Genomic DNA, 17,708 nt, shown 5'->3' with positions numbered 1-17,708 from the left:
AAAGGTTTTCTCTTACTGGTCTGTAGAGTGGCGATATAGATGGGCGGCGGATGCTGCGGGATTTGGGAAAACGTTTTCTCAGAGAGAGACTAGGATGAGAATCTGAGTATGGCAAGAGGGATGGTGGGGTACGGACAACTGACCCGAATATTTCCGAGTGACCAGCTCACGGTCGCTTGCAAGTTCCCACCCGGCTCATCAGTATCCGGAGTATGACAATACAACCGATCCACACGCCAGATTCGTTCAACGAGGAGTCTAGCCCGGAGGATTCTAATGCCTGGGATACGTGGATAGCCGCGTGCTTGTCGGAGACCATGCAGGGCTATCGGGCTAAACCGGAATGGCTCAAGCGCGATGCCAATGGAGAGCGTTCGATCGCGCGCGATTATGCGAAGCGCGAGTTGCTCGAACTCGTCCAGAATGCCGCTGACGCGGCCGCCGAGCAAGGGGGCCATGGGCGTATCCGGATCGAGATCGCTCGGGAGGGCCTGTTCGTCGCTAATACGGGCATGCCTTTCCGTGCAGGCGGGGTTCGGTCGCTGATGACCGCGCACACGAGCGACAAGCCCGAGCGGCAGGCGACACTGATTGGCGCGAAGGGCCTCGGGTTCCGCGCCCTTCTTAACTGGTCGTCAGAGCCATTTGTCACCAGTGGCGCGCTCGAAATAGGCTTCTCTCGTAGCCATGCCGCTGGCCAAGTCGAGGCGCTCTCGCGGTCGGACGCACGCATCGCCGCTCTTGTGGCGCGCAGTAGCAAGCCGCTCGTTCCTATCCTTGCCTTTCCGGTGGCGGGGCCGGCGCTCGCGGCGATCGATGATCCGAAGCTCTCGCGGCTGATGGAACGTGCACGTGCGCTCCGCGCTGACGGCTATGACACGGTGGTCGCCGCACCGTTCGAAGATGAGAAGGCGCGCCAGCGCGCCCTCGACCAACTAGCCGAATTTCACCCGGACTTCCTACTGTTCGTCGAGGCGCTCGAGCAGATCGTAGTGTATGTCGATGATGACAGCCCACGGCGCTGGACTAAGTATCTCGACGCGTCCGGCCGGTACGTGCTCGAACTCGCCGAAGGCGATACAATCACGATTCAAGAATGGACCTGCGGCCGAAAGCGTGGGGCATTACCAGACCCGGAGTATCCCGGCAGCTTACGCGCGTATGAGCTCGCCATCGCGGTCCGCCACGACGCACCGAACGCGGCTGGGCGGCTGCACTGCTATTTTCCAAGCGAGGTCGCAGTCCCCTTCCCGGCGCTCTTCCATGCGACGCTCGAACTGGATTCCAGCCGCAAAACGCTCAACACAGACTCCGAGCTCAATGCAGGCGTCCTTTCGGCGCTCGCAGACTTTTTTGCCGATTTCCTGTTAGCGCTGCGGGATGATCCCGAAGCACCTGACCCCCTTTCACTTTTGGCTCGCCAGGCTGCCTTCCCAGACGCGCTGCAGGTGTTCGAAGCGCTAGTTTACAAGGCGGCCAGGGCGCGTCCTCTGGTCCCGACCAACGGTGGGGGTTATGCGAGTGCCGATGAAACCAAGGTCGAGCCCGCCGCCTTTGCCGGATATCTTCCGGCGCGCCTCTTCCCAAAGCTTGCCCTCGGTCGGACTGAGGCCGACCGTGCTGTTATCACAAGGCTGCAGGTCGGCGTGCTGAAGGACGCCGAGATCGTCCAGGTTCTCCGACAGGCGCCGATGACTCTCGACGAGCGGGCGACGGCGATCGTCGGCATTGCCAAAACACTGCCCGCCGATTTGCATGATCGAACGCTCCTGCTTGACACTGAGGAGCGTCCGCTTACCCGCAACAATACGTCCTTCCCTCCACCTACCAGCGGTCGTCCGCCCGCGCTCCCCCGTTGGGCAAGGGCAAGATTCCTGCATCCCGAGCTCTGGCAGAAGGTCAGCACAGGGCTCGGCGGAGCCATGCGAGATCGGTTCGACAAGCTAAGCACCTTTGGCATTAATGAATTCAGCGCCACCGGAGTCATCACATCGCTACGCCGCCAAGCCAGCGAAGTGCTCAGGCGAGCCAAGGTCGATCCCGTCCGGGTACGCCGCGAATTGCTGCAAGCCCTATTCGGCCTGCGGCAGACCGTAGCGCGAGACTCCTATTACCCTACAGGCCTAACGGAAGTGCCCTGCGCCAACGGCGCCTGGCAAGACGCCTCCAAGACCCATCTCTCGGCGGCCTATGGCGACACCGGTATTATCCTCTCGGCGCTCTATGCCTCGGACTCTGGTCGATTACTCGCCGCCCCTGAGACGCTTGGCATAATCGCGAGGACCGACGAGCTCGCTGCTTTCTTCCGTTGGATCGGCGTCCATTCCTGGCCCATGGCGGTTTCACAGCCCGTGCCGATAGCGTACAGGCCATTAGTCATTGACGCGCTGCCGGCGCAGTTTGAGGTATCGCAGGACAATACCAAGCGCAACATCGAGCGAGCGGAACTGAGCTGGGCCTGGACCTGCACCGCGGAGACTGACTGGATCGCGGGCCTCGACAGTATTCTTGATACCGCGCCCAGCGTGGCGATCTTGGCATGGCTGGCCCAGGACGAGCGGTTCGATGTCATCCGCGCCAAGCCGTTCCTGACGCGCTTTAGGGCAAAGTCGGGCCGAGCCGAATACAAGCCATACCACGGCCCACTGCCCGATCTGGTACGGCACGCCCTCGCTGCGCGGCCTTGGCTTGCTGTAGCCGGCGGCGAGAGAGTCGCACCACGCGATGCGATGATTTCGCCTGGCCCGCTCGCCGCGCTGTTCAAGACACCTCTGCGCCCGACACCTGCGGAAGAATCGCAGTTTGGTGTGTCACGGGCCGTCTGGCAGCGTGGCCTTGCCCATGCCCAGGTTCCAGATAGGCTGTCTGACCTTAACGAAGCCCAGATCTACCGATTGCTTGAGGGACTGGAGCAGCGCGATCCCGGCCCGGAGGTAGTCCGACGACTATATGGCCAGGTGCTGCAGATCGAGGACTTCGATCCCGCCCGAGCAATCGATGCCGCCTCGCGATTCCGGACTAGCGGCAAAGTTCAGATTCGCAAGAACGGTATGATCGGCTGGACGCCAGCCGAGGCCGCGCTCTATCTCGACCGAGACAATTTCCCTGCGGCAGCGCGCGAACATCTCGCCATGCTCGACCTGCCAGCGCGCCGCAGCGCAATCGAGATCGAAGCGCGCTTCGGCGTCGCTCCGCTGAGCAAGCAGAGTTTCAGCCTGATGGTCACTCGGCTGGTGGAGGATGAGGGGATGGACGCCGCGCATCTCCGGAGCCGCTTTCAGGACAGCCTTCCGTTCATCAAAGCGTTTCGCCTCGCCAACTCGTTCGAGACCGCACGCCTGCGGCGACTTGAGACGCTTGAGCTCAAGATCGTGCTCGAGGCGGATGTTGCTTTCAGCCTAGGGCCCAACCTATTTGACGGGCATCTCGAACCCGGCAAATATCTGCTCGACGGCGACGCACTGCTGATCTGCATCGATCCGAGCGAGGGGAGCGAAGAGACCGAGCTGCGCGCGATGACCGCGATGAGCGACGGATTGGCGGAACTCTTCGAACTGCAAAGCGGAGACGACTTCGAGAAGCTGCTGCTGGCTGGCAGCAATGCACTGCGGATGCTCCAGCTCCGGCGACTGCTCGATAATCAGACGCCAGACGAGATCGAGAAGCTAATCGCCGCCATCGAGACGGAGATCGCCATTCCGGAAGAGCCCTATGGAATTGATGCCGCGACGCTAGCACTGGCAATCGCTCCTAGTCCTGCAAGCGCGGTACCGCCACCTGCCGCCAGCGTGCTGACGGGGCCGGGCGTGGCGCCGATAATCCAGCCGATCCGAGCACCGACACCGCCGCTTGCACCACCGATACCGCCGCCGGCATTTCCGGTCATGCTGCCAAAGGCTTCTGCGGTCGTTTCAACGCGGCTTGAGTCTGACACCACCGGTGGCCATGGGGGGGGCGGTGGTTGGACCGTGGCTGTTCGAGTGGGCGGAATACCGAGTGCACCGCAGCGTCGTGCGGATGTTCAGGCACCTAACGATGCCGAGGAGTGGGCAATGCTGTTCGAGGAAAGTGAAGGTCGTTTTCCGCTGCGGGTATCGCGCCTTCAGGGCTACGCCGCCTATGGCTGTGATTGCCTGAGCTTCACCACGCAAGAGCATCGCCAAGCGTTCATCGACGATCCCAGGCAGCATGCGGGCCGGATAGTTCGGTTCATCGAAGTCAAGTCCGGGACGGTCCGTCTGACGCTAAATGAGCTGGCCTCGGCCCGGCGCAATCGCAGCCGCTACTACATCTACCAGATCGCGTTCGACGCCCAGGGACGCGCTTCGGCATACCTCACGATCGTTGTCGACCCGGTACGGTATAGGGCTGCGCTATCCCGCGAATGCGAGGTGCGGATCGACCAGATACCCGACCGCGACCGCATCAAACTCAACGCAATCGCCAACTGAAGCCTGACGGAGATACGCTCGCCCTCCTGGCGAAGCATCTCGATGCCGCGACCGGTCGACTGTAAACGTGTTGCTGTCGATCGGGCCACTCGCAATCGGCTCACGGCCCAACAGGGATATAGCTTGACCTCTCTGTACTATCCTTAGCCTTATGCTTCCGCGACCGGCCAGATTCTGGCGTCGGCCGACAGATAAAGGGGGAGACGTGGAGGTATCGTTTCTAGACAGCGCGGCGGCCAGCCGGGCCATATCGCGACTGATCTCTAGCTATGACGAACTACACTGGTCTGTCGCGTGGGGTTCGTACACTCCGCTGGCCGAGCAACTGATCAAGAACGCCGGCAAATTCCGCAATGTCACTTTTGGGATCGCTTTCAGTCAGACAGATCCTGACCTCGTTGACGGCCTCATAGGCCTCGACAACTGCTATGTCGCAACCAAATTCGCCGATGGAACCTATCATCCTAAGGTCTATTGTTTTCGTTCAGACGAACGTGTCGCCGCGATCGTTGGAAGCGCAAACTTTACCCGCGGCGGGATGGGGAAAAACCTCGAGGCGGTCGTGGAACTTACCGGATCGATCCACGACCCCGCACTCATGAACCTACTCAAATTCACCAATCGTAGCGCAACGTACGGCGAACCTGTGACACAGCGGCTGGCGGAAACGTATAGATTGAGCTGCAAGCGAGTAGCCCGCTTGCCCAAGGCGCCGCGCGACCCGCTCTCTAGCACGACCAGGCTCTCGTCTAACGGCGTCTCCTCTCGCTTGATCGCGATGGGCTGGAACCACTATTCTCAAGCAATTTACACGGCACAATACCACAACGTCGATCATAGCCTGGAGCTCCTAAGGATCGCCCAGACATGGCTTGCGTCTGTCCGGTCATTCAAGAACCTCGGGTTGGAGCAACGCAAGGCGCTCGCTGGCGTCATCGGCAAGAATCAAAAGACCAGTCCGGAACTGGATCGCGACTGGGGCTGGTTCGGATCAATGAGCGGGATGGGCGACTTCGCGAACCGGATCAAAGAAAACGACGCCTACCTCGCCCGAGCCGTCGATAGCATCCCGCAGAAAGGCGAGGTGACGAAAGATCACTTCGATCGGTTCGCAACACTGTTCGTGCAGGCGTTCAGGAGCTCCCATCGGGTCGGCGGGGTGCCGACGGCGTCCAGGCTGCTGGCAATGAAGCGGCCTGACGTCTTCCTCTGCATATCCGAGCCAAATCTAGAACTGGCTGCCAAGGAAATGGGGTTTTCGAAGTCGACGCTTCGTCTGGAAAACTATTGGGACCGCGTCGTCGAGGTGATCCGCTCGGCCGACTGGTATAATGTGGACAAGCCGGACGGTGCAGACGGCGAGCTCTGGGAAGGGCGAGCCGCAATGCTCGATGCTATGCTGTACCGACCTTGACCTCCGGGGGCCTTACCAATGACGCCGCTCGCCCCAGAGCTTCCACGCGCCCTTCCCGTCCATTCACGGCATGGCCGCATCGCCGCTGAAAACGTAGGTCAGCGCCATCGGCGCGAAAGCGTCGGTCCTTCATCAACAATCGGCAACGCCGATCAGCCAGACTGGCCTGGCCTCCATCGATACACCGGCAAGGATCCCTCGCGGCCCGGCGCTGGGCTGACGGCCGCGGCACGCCCGTTTTCGAATCCACCCCGTGATGGACACTGCTGCGATCTAAACAGACCGGTAGTTTTCAGGAACATGCCAAGGCCACCTGGACGATAGCAACCAGGCGCAAAGCAGCCTTCCGCAGCGTAGAAGTCAAAGAGGCCTGGGGGTAGAACCTGCCATTTGCCAATGTCAGCTTCAATCCAAACAGTCCCTGCGGTCAGATGCGATGGCGGAGCGCGTCGATGATCACCGCCATCGCAGGGGAGAGCTGTCGCCTGCTCGGATAGTACAGGTGATAGCCGGCAAATGGCGGGCTCCAGTCGTCAAGCACGAGCCTGAGGCGTCCCTCGGCGATGTGGTGGCTGACGAGGTTTTCCGGGACGTAGGCGACCCCGAAACCGCTTGTCGCAGCCTCGATCATGGGAATGGACGAATTGAAGGTGAGTTGGCCTTCCACCCGCACACGTAGGTCGCGGCCATCCCTGGCGAATTCCCAGGCATACAATCCGCCGAACGTCGCCTGCCGCATATTGATGCAGTCATGATCGACCAGGTCCTGGGGCGCGGTCGGAACCGGATGGCGGGAAAAGTAGTCCGGCGAAGCCACGGCCACGAGCCTCCAATCCGGCCCGATGCGCACTGCGATCATATCCCGGTCGATGCTCTCACCAAGCCGCACGCCTGCATCGAAGCGCTCCTCCACGATGTTCTTCATGCCGTTGTCGCTGTAGAGCTCGACGCGCACGTCTGGATTGTCGTTGAGCAAGGGCTGGAGCTTCGGCCAGACGGTCGTCTGGAGCGCATGGTCGGACAAGGTGATGCGGACCGTTCCGGAGGGCTTGTCGCGAAACGGCACCAGGCTTGCGAGGTCGGATTCGATTTCCTCGAAGCGGGGAACGAGAGATTGGAAAAGTCGCTCGCCGGCCTCGGTCGGAGAGACGCTCCGCGTCGTACGCGTCAGCAGGCGGACGCCAAGACGAGCTTCAAGCTCCTTGATTGTCGAACTCAGGGTCGACTGCGAGGTGCCGAGCTTGGCCGCCGCCCTGGTGAAACTGCGCTCCCGGGCGACCGCCACGAACCAGAGCAGATCCTTCATGCCATCGCGCTGCATAGGGCACCTCCCGTCGGACATTCATATCATGAGCAGATAAGTCCATGCGGATTGCTTAGTCTACTTAAATGGGTTCCCCTGCAATATCTTCTGGCAGCGACGGGAATTTGCGGCCGATCCGTCCGGTCGCTTTGCCAGGATGCCAATCATGGAAACCACGTACGACACAAGGCTGGTCGAAAACCGCGCCGCATGGGGCGCGGTGTTGTCGATGGCGCTGTGTGTTTTCGTGCTCATCGCGTCGGAATTCATGCCGGTCAGCCTGCTGTCGCCGCTAGCGGCCGATCTCGGCATCACCGAGGGCCGGGCGGGACAGGCGATCTCGATTTCGGGCGCTTTCGCCGTCGTGACCAGCCTGCTGGTCGCCGGCCTCACGCGCCACATCGACCGCCGACTGGTCGTGACCGGCTTCACCCTCCTCCTCATCGTGTCCGGTCTGGCTGTCACCTTCGCGCCGAACTACGCGTTGCTCATGGTCGGCCGGGCGCTGCTCGGCATCGCGATCGGCGGGTTCTGGTCGATGTCGACCGCGATCGTCATGCGCCTCGTGCCGCAAGACATGGTTCCGAAGGGTCTCGCCATGCTGAACGCCGGCAATGCCATTGCGGCCACCATCGCCGCGCCGCTGGGCAGTTTTCTCGGCGCCTATGTCGGCTGGCGCGGCGCTTTCTTCCTCGTCGTGCCGTTTGGCCTCCTGGCGCTGGCCTGGCAATGGACAAGCCTGCCGGCGCTGCCGCCGCGCCGGCGGAAGCGTGCCGGCAATCCGCTGACGCTGCTCGGCCGTCTTCCTGTCGCCACCGGCATGGCTTCGATCATGATGCTGTTCATGGGCCAGTTCGCGCTCTTCACCTATCTGCGGCCCTTCCTCGAGAACGTCACGCGGCTCGACATCGCCGCCCTCTCGGCGGTCCTGCTGGCGATGGGGCTGGCCGGGGTGCTCGGCACATGGTGCGTCGGCCGGCTTTTGCGCACGCGTCTGTTCAGCATCCTCACCGTCATCCCGCTGGTCATGGCTGCGCTGGCCGCCGCGCTCATCGCCTTCGGTGCACTCCCAGGTCCCACAGCGCTGCTGCTCGTTGCCTGGGGCTTCTTCGGCATGGCCGCGCCGGTCGGTTGGGGCACGTGGCTCAGCCGAACATTGCCGAACGACGCGGAGGCCGGCGGCGGGTTGCAGGTAGCCGTCATCCAGCTCGCCATCACCGGCGGCGCCGCGATCGGCGGCACGCTGTTCGATACGGTCGGCTGGTGGGGACCGTTCACTCTGGGCGCGGTGCTGCTCTGCGGATCGGCGCTCGCCGCCCTTGCCGCAGCGCATATGGCCCGGAGGTCTTTGCCGTGACGATCGAACATGCGCCGCTCAGCCGCCGGACATTGCTCGGCGTGGCGCTCGCGATGACCCTGCCTCGCACAGCCGCCAGCCAGGAAGACCAATCTCCCGTCAGCCAGGAGCCCACCGACATGAAGATCAGGATGGTTTTCAACGGCCGCACCATGACCGCCACGCTCTACGACAATCCCTCGGCGCGCGACTTCTTCTCCATGCTGCCGCTCGACCTCGAGATCGAGGACTACGCCCATAACGAGAAGATCGCCTATCTGCCGCGCAAGCTGACCGAGGAGGGAAGCGGTCCGTTCGCCGACGAGCAGCCCTACGACCTGTGCTATTTCATGCCCTGGGGCAACCTGGCCATGTTCTACGCCGACTACCGCCATCCCGGGCTGATCAGGCTTGGCCGCTTCGACGAGGGCGAGCAGGCCCTGCACATTCGCGGCAAATCCCCGCTTCGCATCGAACGCATTTGAGGACGCAAAGGAGATCACCATGGACATTCTTCGCGCCGGCACCAGGCCTTCCGGCAAGGGACCGCCTGACTGGTTCACCGGAACGGTGCGGATCGATCCGCTCTTCAATCCCTACGACGCCGAGCGGGTTCAAGGCGCACAGGTGACCTTCGAGCCCGGCGCCCGCACCGCCTGGCACACGCATCCGCTCGGCCAGACGCTGATCGTCGTCTCCGGCCTCGGCCGAGTTCAGCGCGAAGGTGGCCCGGTCGAGGAAATCCGTCCGGGCGACGTCGTCTGGTTCGCGCCCGGCGAAAAGCACTGGCACGGCGCGTCGCCTCGGACCGCCATGACCCACATTGCCCTCCAGGAGGTCAAGGACGGCAAGGTCGTGGACTGGCTGGAACATGTCAGCGACGCCGACTACGGCGCCTGATCTTCTCCTCTCGAAAGGAACCAACATGCTTGCAACCGTTCTTCACAAACCGGGCGACATACGCTGCGAGGAAATCGCCGATCCGAAAATCATGCGGCCGACGGACGCCATCATCAAGCTGTCGGCAAGCTGCATCTGCGGCTCGGACCTGTGGCCCTATCGCGGGCTGCAGCCGGTCGCCGGGCCTATGCATATGGGCCACGAATATTGCGGCATCGTCGTCGAGGTCGGCACAGAGGTGCGCACGGTCCGCCCCGGCCAGTTCGTCGTCGGCTCGTTCTGCCTCTCGGACAACACCTGCCCGCATTGCCGCTTCGGCTTCCAGTCGTCTTGCGTGCAGCGCGAGTTCATGTCGGGCGCGCAGGCGCCTTACGCCCGCGTACCGCTGGCCGATGGCACACTGGTCGCCACCGCCGAGGTACCGCCGGCCGACCTCATCCCTGACCTGCTGGCTGTGTCCGATGTGCTCGGCACCGGCTGGTATGCGGCCGACGCAGCCGAGGTCCGCGAAGGATCGACGGTGGTGGTGGTCGGCGACGGTGCGGTCGGCCTGATGGGCGTGCTTGCGGCCAAGGAGATGGGCGCCGAGCGCATCATCGCCATGAGCCGGCACGCCAGCCGCCAAAAACTCGCCCGCGAGTTCGGCGCCACCGACATCGTCGCTGAGCGCGGCGAGGAAGGCGTGGCCCGCATCAAGGAACTCACCAAGGGCGTCGGCGCGGACTCCGTGCTGGAATGCGTCGGCACGGGAGAATCCTTCGACCAGGCGCTGGCCTGCTCCCGCCCCGGCGGCACCATCGGCTATGTCGGCGTGCCGCATGGCGTGAACTTCGACGGCCAAAAACTATTCTTCGGCCAGAAACGAATGCTGGGCGGCCCGGCGCCGGTGCGCCGTTTCCTGCCCGACCTGATGGACCGTGTGCTGCAAGGTCGGATCAAGCCCGGCAAGGTCTTCGACCTCAAGCTGCCGCTGGCCGAGGTCGCTGAAGGCTACCGCGCCATGGACGAGCGTCGCGCCATCAAGGTCATGCTTTCGGTGTGAGCAAAGATCGGGCGGACGGCCTGTGCGCACCCACAACTCAGAAAAGGGACAACATATGACGATGAGATTGAAGATTGCCGCCCTTGCGCTTGCGCTTTCGGTCGCCACGCCAGCTTTCTCGCAAGAGCCTCCGATCATCGGCGCATGGCGCATGACGTCGCTGGAGGCCGGCGCCGAGGGAAACCTGAAGCCCGTGCCCTATTCCGGCCAGGTCATCTTCACCGAGGCCGGCACCCTCTCGGTGCAGGCGCAGAACCCCGACCCCAAGGCGCCGGACACGCCTTACACGGCGAATGGCTACGAAGCCTATTACGGGCCGGTCGCCATCAACGACCAGGACAAGACTTTCGTCATCACGATCGAGTCCTCCCTGGTCCGCAACCTTGTCGGGAAGAGCATGAAACGCAAATTCGAGGTCTCGGACAACAAACTGGTCCTCACGCCGGACAACCCGGCCGAAGGCTGGCGCGTAACCTACGAACGCTACTGATCCGAACAGTTGAGTTACCGATGGCCAAAATGGCGCGGATGTCAGACCGAAATGGCGTCATCGCGGAACTGGTGCCAATCATGGCGGCTGTCTTCGCCGGCTTCCTGCTGATCGGACTGGCGCTACCCGTCCTGCCGCTGCATCTTCACCAGCAGCTCGGCTTCGGCCCCTTCGCAGTCGGGCTGGTGACGGGCAGCCAGTTCGTCGCCTCGATGCTGTCGCGCATCGGGGCTGGAAACTATGCCGATGGACGCGGCGGCAAGCGCGCCGTCGTCGTCGGCCTCATTGCCGCTGCCCTTGCCGGGTTATTTTACCTCGGCTCGCTGGCATTGCTCGACCGGCCGGTAGCGTCCGCATCGGCGCTGTTCGCCGGACGGGCGGTACTGGGCGCGTCCGAGAGCTTCATCATAACCGGCGGCGTCGCCTGGGGCCTCTCCGTTGCGGGCGGACAGAACTCCGGAAAAGTCATAGCCTGGGTGGGCACGGCGATGTTTGCGGCGCTCGCGCTAGGGGCGCCGGCCGGATCTGCGCTTTATGCAGCGAGCGGTTTCACCGCGATCGCACTCGCGACGATCATCCTGCCGCTGGCGACGCTGCTTGCCATCCTGCCGATGCGCGACACCGGCGCCGCCGCGGGCAGCGTGCCGCAGTCATGGAGGAGCGTGGCGAAAGCGGTCTGGCTTCCTGGCGTCGGAGCTGCTTTCAGCAGCCTCGGCTATGGTGCTATTCTGGGCTTCGGCGCCCTGCTCTTCGCCGAGCGGGGCTGGCAGCCGGTATGGCTTCCTTTCACGGCCTATGCTGCGTCTCTGATTGTGGCAAGGCTGTGCTTCGGCCACCTGCCCGACAGGCTTGGAGGCGCACGCGTCGCCGTGATCTTCGTCGCGGTCGAGGCGGCAGGGCTGATGCTGATCTGGCTTGCGACCGGGCCTGTTGTCGCCGCAATCGGAGCGGGTCTGACTGGCCTCGGCTACTCGCTGGTCTATCCCGGCCTCGGCGCCGAGGCCGTAGGCCATCTTCCGTCGCGCAGCCGCGGCCTGGCCATGGGACTCTACACCGTCTTCCTCGACGTGGCGCTCGGCTTCGGCAGTCCGGCGCTCGGCCTGGTCGCCGCGTCGACGGGGCTGCAATTCGTCTTCTTCGCCGTCGCGGCGGCGACGCTTCCGGCGTTGGGCATCGCTCTGCTGCTGGGTCGCCGTAGCGCTCCATTATAGACAGCTCGCCGGCGTCGTCCGCATGAGGTTCGCTCATATTCTGTTTCCGGGTTGCCACCAAAGCTGAACCCCTGCCCCGCAAGGGTCAACGAGGCCCGGCAAATCCCCGCCCAGACACACTCCAGAAACAAAATTCAACAGTTCGGAAAAACCGGCGAAAAGATCGGGTGGCATAAGCTTCCCCGTCGGGATTCCGGGCACTTCCTTTTTGGAAGCCCTCCACCAACAAAATCGCAGCGGCGGCGCAGTGCCTCCTCCAGCGGCGGCATGAACAGCCGGGCGATGCCCGGCGAGGACGAGAAAGTATGGACATGGACTACGATATCGCCGAACTGGACAGCGACGCGGCAACGGCGATCGGCAGCCTGGCAAGCATCGATGCGCTGGCAAGGATCGCTCGCGGCCCGGCAAGGGACGGCCAAGTCCTGACGGGCGCCGACTTTGCCCTGCAGCCGGGTGAGCGGCTCGATACGGTGTTCGAGCAGCTCGCCGTGACATTCGCCACGTTGCCGGCGGTGATCTCCGACGGACGCGTGTGGACCTATCAGGAGCTGAACAGCCGTGCCAACCAGTGCGCCCGCATGCTGATCAAGCACGGCGTGCGGCCGGGCCACCGGGTCGGGCTCATTCTCGACCGGTCGGCGGAGACCTATGTGGCGTTGCTGGCGGTGATGAAGGCGGGGGCTGCCTTCGTGCCGCTAGCCACCGCGTTTCCGCAGGAGCGGATGGCGCTGATCATCGAAGACGCCGCCGTCAGCATGATCGTCACCATCGCCGCCTATGCGTCGCGCGCCGGTCAACTGCCCGTTCCCCATGTGCTGATCGACAGCGCCGCCGCCGAAATCTCCGCGCAGTCGCCCGCGCCGCCGAAGCCGCAGGCGACCGACGACATCTGCTACATCCTCTATACCTCGGGCACCACCGGCAAGCCCAAGGGCGTGGTCATCACGCACCAGAGTTTCGTCAATTTCATACACGTCGCCGCCGCCTCCTATGGCTACCGGCCGGGCGACCGGGTCTATCAGGGCATGACCATTGCCTTCGACTTTTCCTCCGAAGAGATCTGGGTGCCGTTCGTCGCCGGCGCGACGGTGGTGCCGGCACCTGGCCAGATGCCGCTGGTGGGCGAGGAACTGGCGGATTTCCTGCGCCTCCATGACATCACCTGCATGGCCTGCAGCCCGACATTGTTGTCATCGATGACATCGGACGTTCCCAGCCTGCGCACGCTTCTGGTGGGCGGCGAGGCCTGCCCGCACAATCTGGTGGTGCGCTGGTCGAAGCCGGGCCGGCAGATCCTCAACACCTACGGGCCGACCGAGGCGACCGTCACCGCAACGATGGGGGCGCTGACGCCGGACCGTCCCGTCACAATCGGCGCGCCGTTGCCGACTTACTCGATCGTCATTCTCGACGCTTCGCTGCCGCAACTTGCCGAGCCCGGTGAACTGGGCGAGATCGGCATTGCCGGCATCGGGCTCGCCGTCGGTTATCTGAACCGGCCGGACCTGACCGACCAGAAATTCATCGCCGATTTCGTCGGCCTGCCGAACAACCCGTCGCAGCGCATCTACCGCACCGGCGATCTTGGCCGGATCAACGATAGCGGCGAGATCGAGTATGCCGGGCGCATCGACACGCAGGTGAAGATTCGCGGATATCGCATCGAGCTCGGCGAGATCGAGGCGGTGCTGCTCGACCAGCCCGAGATCGCGCAGGCCGCCGTCACCACCTGGGAGATCGAGCCCGGCCGCGTCGAACTCGTTGCCTATTACGCGCTTAAAACCGGCGTAGCGGCGGTTTCCCGTGCGGATCTCGCCCAGACGATGAAGCGGCGGCTGCCCGACTACATGGTGCCCGCCTATCTGGAGGAACTGCCTGCCATCCCGATGACCGTCTCCAACAAGGTAGACCTGCGCCAACTGCCGAAGCCGACGAGCGTCCGGCTTTCGGCCGATCGCACGATGGTGCCGCCCGGCAATGAGGACGAGCGATTCCTGGCGGAAGCGCTGGCCACGGTGCTGAAATTCGACGCGGTGTCGGTCGAGGATCACTTCTTCGACGATCTCGGCGCCAACTCCTTGCTGATGGCGCATTTCTGCGCGCGCGTGCGCACCAGGAAGGAATGGGCGACGACGTCGATGCGCGACATCTATCTCTATCCCACAGTGGCGCGCCTGGCGCTGCATCTGGGGGTAGCGGAGGAGATGACGACGGCAACCAACGAGCCGGTCCTCACCCGCCGGGCCTCGAATTTCGCCTACTGGACCTGCGGCGCGGCGCAGCTTTCGTTCTACGGCCTCTACAGCTACGTGGCGCTCTGGGCGATCAATGACGGCCTCAACTGGATGTATGACGCGCTCGACGATCCGCTGCAGCTCTATATCCGGTGCGTGGCGCTCTCGGCCGCCGTGTTCTTCGGCATGTCGGGCTTTGCCGTCCTGGCGAAATGGGTGCTCATCGGCCGGTGGAAGGCCGAGGCGTTTCCGATCTGGGGCGTGCGCTACTTCCGCTTCTGGGTGGTCAAGACATTGATCCGCACCGCGCCCGTCGTGCTGTTCCGCGGCAGCCCGCTCTACAGCCTCTATCTGCAGCTGCTCGGCACCAAGCTCGGGAAAAACGCCGTCATCGAATCGAAGTCCGTGCCCGTCTGCACGGATCTCATTTCCATCGGCGCCAACACCATCTTGCGCAAGGAATCGATGATCCTAGGCTTCAGGGCCGAGGCCGGCTACATCCATACCGGACCGCTGACCATCGGCCGCGATGCCTTCGTCGGCGTCGGCTCCACGCTCGACATCGACACCAGCATCGGCGACCGTGTCCAGCTCGGCCATTCGTCCTCGCTGCATCGCGGGCAAAGCATCCCCGACGGCGAGCACTGGCATGGATCGCCGGCGGTGCCGACCACGGCGGACTATTGCAAGGTGCGCAATGTCAATCCTTACCAGGTCCGGCGCTTCCTCTATGAAGCGCTGCAGCTGATCGGCCTGTTTGGCCTCGTCACCCCGCTGCCGCTCCTGTTCCACAGCTACTGGGAATATGTCGGCGACGACTACCAGGAGACGATCGGCCTTGTCGCAATCGGCACCACGGTCACGCTTTTCGGCTATATCGCGGCGGCTTTCCTGGCAGCGACGCTGGTGCCGCGCCTGACGAGCCTGATCTTGAAGCCGGGCCGCACCTACACGCTTTACGGTTTCCGCTACTGGCTGCAGACCGTCGCCGAATTCGCCAGCAATTCCCGCGTGCTCGGGCTCCTGGCCGGCGACAGCTCGGCAATCGTGCACTACATGCGCGCCATCGGCTGGAACCTCAACAGAGTGGTGCAGACCGGCTCCAATTTCGGCTCCAACCAGCAGCACGAAAACCCGCTTCTGTGCGAGATCGGCACCGAGACCATGGTCTCGGACGGGCTGTTCATGATCAACATGCACAAGTCCGCCTCGGCCTTCAGGCTCGAGCCGACGCGCATCGGCGAACGCAACTATCTCGGCAACAACATCTACTATCCGCCGGACGGCCGCACCGGCGACAACGTGCTGCTCGGCACCAAGGTGATGATCCCCATCGATGGGCCGGTGCGCGAGAATGTCGGCCTTCTCGGTTCGCCTGCGTTTGAAATCCCGCGCATGGTGAACCGCGACAAGGAGCTTATCGCCGGCGTCGACGAGGCCGACCGGCGCCGGCGCATCCCGCACAAGAACCGCCACAACCTGGTGACCATTCTTCTGTTCCTGGCAACGCAATGGGTCATGCTGTTCGTCACGCTGGCGATCTGGGACCGGGCGCTGAACTACTATACGGAATGGGCGGAGGTCGCCCTGTTCGCCGCCGTGCTTTTGACCTCGGCGATCACCATTCCGTTCTACATTCTGGTCGAGCGGGCAAGCCTTGGCTTTGGCCGGTTAAAGCCGCAGATGACGACGATCTACGACGTCGCCTTCTGGCGCCACGAACGCCACTGGAAGCTGGCGGATTCGCCGATCGTGCGCCTGTTCGCCGGCACGCCGTTCCGGCCGATGATCCTGCGCCTGCTCGGCGTCAAGGTCGGCAGCCGGGTCTATGATGGCGGCAGCAACCTGACCGAGCGCTCGCTGGTCGAGATCGGCGACGACGTCACGCTCAACGAGGGCTGCGTCATTCAGGCCCACTCGCTGGAAGAAGGCGCGTTCAAGTCCGATTTCATCCGCATCGGCGATGGTTGCACGCTCGGACCTTCCGCCTTTGTCCACTACGGCGTGGTGATGGGCAAAGGCTCGATGGTCGACGCGGACTCCTTCGTGATGAAGGGCGAAGAGCTGGAGCCCAACTCGATCTGGCGGGGCAACCCGGCCAAGCTGCATCGCTTCGTCGAGCCGGTGCCGGAGGATAGCGTCAAGGCAACGGCTTGATGGGCGCAGACGTCCGTCTCGTTTCGCTGACTGCGGCCAACCGGGCCTTGGTCGCGGCCCTGCAACTGGCCGCGGATCAGATCGATTTTGTCGCCAGCAATGCGGAGTCGCTGGACGAAGCCGAAACCGACGGGGACGCACGGCCGCGCGTCGTCATGGCAGGGGATCGCGTCGTCGGTTTCCTGATGTACGAGGCGCCGCAGGACGACGACGAGGCGCGGATCTACCGCTTCATGATCGATCGCGTCCATCAGGGCCAAGGCTACGGCAAGGCCGCTTTGCGCGAAGTGCTGGATGAAATCATGCGGCTCGGCCACATCAGCCACGTTTCGATCTGCTACGAACCTGGGAATGAAGCGGCACGCCGCCTCTATCGCGCTGCCGGTTTCGTCGAAGAAGGGCCCGACGAGGACGGGGAAATGATCGCCGACCTCGCTCTGCGGGGCGAACAGCCATGACGCGCCCGCTCGATGCCGGCGCCAGCCTGTCGGCGCAGTTGCTGGCGGCGATGGCCGCCATGGCACCCGCCGGCGTTCGGATCGGATGCCGCACGATCCGCGAAGGCGATGAGAACCATTTGCTGCCGCAGGAAGCACGCTCCATCCCGTCACGCCTGCCGCTGATGCGGCGGGCGAGTGGCGCGGCGCGGTGGATCGCGCACGAGTTGCTGGCGGATATGGGCTTGAACGACGTCGCTATCCTCCGCGGCTCCTCCGGCGCACCGGTATGGCCTCATGGAGTAACGGGGTCGCTGGCTCACGACGACGAGATGGCCGTGGCGGCCGTCGCGCCGCTCTCCCACGTCGCCTCGCTCGGCATCGATATCGAGCCCGCTTTGCCCCTGCCCGACGACATCTTCGCGCTGGTTGCAGCCCCCGCTGACCGGATCGACGCAACCGACTTGTATCTTGCCGGTCGCATCCTTTTTGCCGCCAAGGAAGCTGTCTACAAGGCCGCCTACCCGCTTGATGGCGAAGTGCTGGGCTATGAGGACATCACCGTCGATCTCGACGCAAGCGACGCTGTGACGAAGACGGGCCGCAGAGCGAGACTGGTTTACTGCGTTGCTCCGTGTGTGGTCGTTCTGGCGTTTGTCGATGGTGTCCGAAGCGCCCCCCTTTAAGCGCGATGGGCCAGCGCCCGACAGCAACGCCTGCTCAACAAAGC

General features: G+C 63.6%; 12 protein-coding genes. 11 read left to right on the top strand and 1 reads right to left on the bottom strand.

Annotated features, from left to right (window positions below; all coding sequences use genetic code 11):
- Positions 1 to 212: 212 nt before the first annotated feature.
- Together ACYG9V_RS15100 and ACYG9V_RS15095 are read left to right on the top strand one after the other, a co-directional pair.
- A complete protein-coding gene (locus tag ACYG9V_RS15100; RefSeq protein ID WP_352764120.1) occupies positions 213 to 4,451 on the top strand; it encodes a sacsin N-terminal ATP-binding-like domain-containing protein in 4,239 nt (1,412 codons plus the stop codon).
- 205 nt (positions 4,452 to 4,656) lie between these two features.
- On the top strand, positions 4,657 to 5,865 hold the full coding sequence (locus ACYG9V_RS15095; protein WP_352499213.1) for a phospholipase D family protein: 1,209 nt from the start codon (positions 4,657 to 4,659) through the stop codon (positions 5,863 to 5,865).
- Between the two features lie 427 nt (positions 5,866 to 6,292).
- On the opposite strand, the gene ACYG9V_RS15090 is transcribed toward ACYG9V_RS15095, so the two are convergent.
- The gene (locus ACYG9V_RS15090; protein ID WP_352764117.1) at positions 6,293 to 7,186 is read right to left on the bottom strand and encodes a LysR family transcriptional regulator; all 894 of its coding nucleotides are present in this window, start codon (positions 7,184 to 7,186) and stop codon (positions 6,293 to 6,295) included.
- A gap of 148 nt (positions 7,187 to 7,334) precedes the next feature.
- On the opposite strand from ACYG9V_RS15090, the gene ACYG9V_RS15085 reads away from it, so the two are divergent.
- From ACYG9V_RS15085 to ACYG9V_RS15045, 9 genes are all read left to right on the top strand, one after another.
- A complete protein-coding gene (locus tag ACYG9V_RS15085) occupies positions 7,335 to 8,525 on the top strand; it encodes an MFS transporter (RefSeq protein ID WP_352499211.1) in 1,191 nt (396 codons plus the stop codon).
- Positions 8,526 to 8,578: 53 nt separating this feature from the next.
- A complete protein-coding gene (locus tag ACYG9V_RS15080; protein ID WP_352499266.1) occupies positions 8,579 to 8,989 on the top strand; it encodes a cyclophilin-like fold protein in 411 nt (136 codons plus the stop codon).
- 19 nt (positions 8,990 to 9,008) lie between these two features.
- Positions 9,009 to 9,404, top strand: coding sequence for a (R)-mandelonitrile lyase (locus ACYG9V_RS15075; RefSeq protein WP_352499210.1), 396 nt, complete (start codon positions 9,009 to 9,011; stop codon positions 9,402 to 9,404).
- 25 nt (positions 9,405 to 9,429) lie between these two features.
- On the top strand, positions 9,430 to 10,446 hold the full coding sequence (locus ACYG9V_RS15070; RefSeq protein WP_352499209.1) for a zinc-dependent alcohol dehydrogenase family protein: 1,017 nt from the start codon (positions 9,430 to 9,432) through the stop codon (positions 10,444 to 10,446).
- 55 nt (positions 10,447 to 10,501) lie between these two features.
- Positions 10,502 to 10,936, top strand: a complete 435-nt coding sequence (locus ACYG9V_RS15065) for a lipocalin-like domain-containing protein (protein ID WP_023805027.1) — start codon at positions 10,502 to 10,504, stop codon at positions 10,934 to 10,936.
- 38 nt (positions 10,937 to 10,974) lie between these two features.
- Complete coding sequence (locus ACYG9V_RS15060) at positions 10,975 to 12,147, top strand: arabinose transporter (protein WP_352764115.1); 1,173 nt, start codon at positions 10,975 to 10,977, stop codon at positions 12,145 to 12,147.
- Between the two features lie 305 nt (positions 12,148 to 12,452).
- Entirely contained in the window at positions 12,453 to 16,541 is a 4,089-nt protein-coding gene (locus tag ACYG9V_RS15055; protein ID WP_352764114.1) for a Pls/PosA family non-ribosomal peptide synthetase, read from the top strand.
- The gene (locus ACYG9V_RS15050) at positions 16,541 to 16,999 is read left to right on the top strand and encodes a GNAT family N-acetyltransferase (RefSeq protein WP_352764112.1); all 459 of its coding nucleotides are present in this window, start codon (positions 16,541 to 16,543) and stop codon (positions 16,997 to 16,999) included. The genes ACYG9V_RS15055 and ACYG9V_RS15050 overlap by 1 nt, the downstream gene beginning before the upstream one ends.
- Positions 16,996 to 17,664: a 4'-phosphopantetheinyl transferase family protein gene (locus tag ACYG9V_RS15045; RefSeq protein WP_023752074.1), complete on the top strand. Its 669-nt coding sequence runs from the start codon at positions 16,996 to 16,998 to the stop codon at positions 17,662 to 17,664. The genes ACYG9V_RS15050 and ACYG9V_RS15045 overlap by 4 nt, the downstream gene beginning before the upstream one ends.
- Positions 17,665 to 17,708 lie beyond the last annotated feature (44 nt).

It is taken from the genome of Mesorhizobium sp. W016 (genome assembly GCF_054719485.1).
This window is presented reverse-complemented; position numbering and strand designations above follow the sequence as displayed.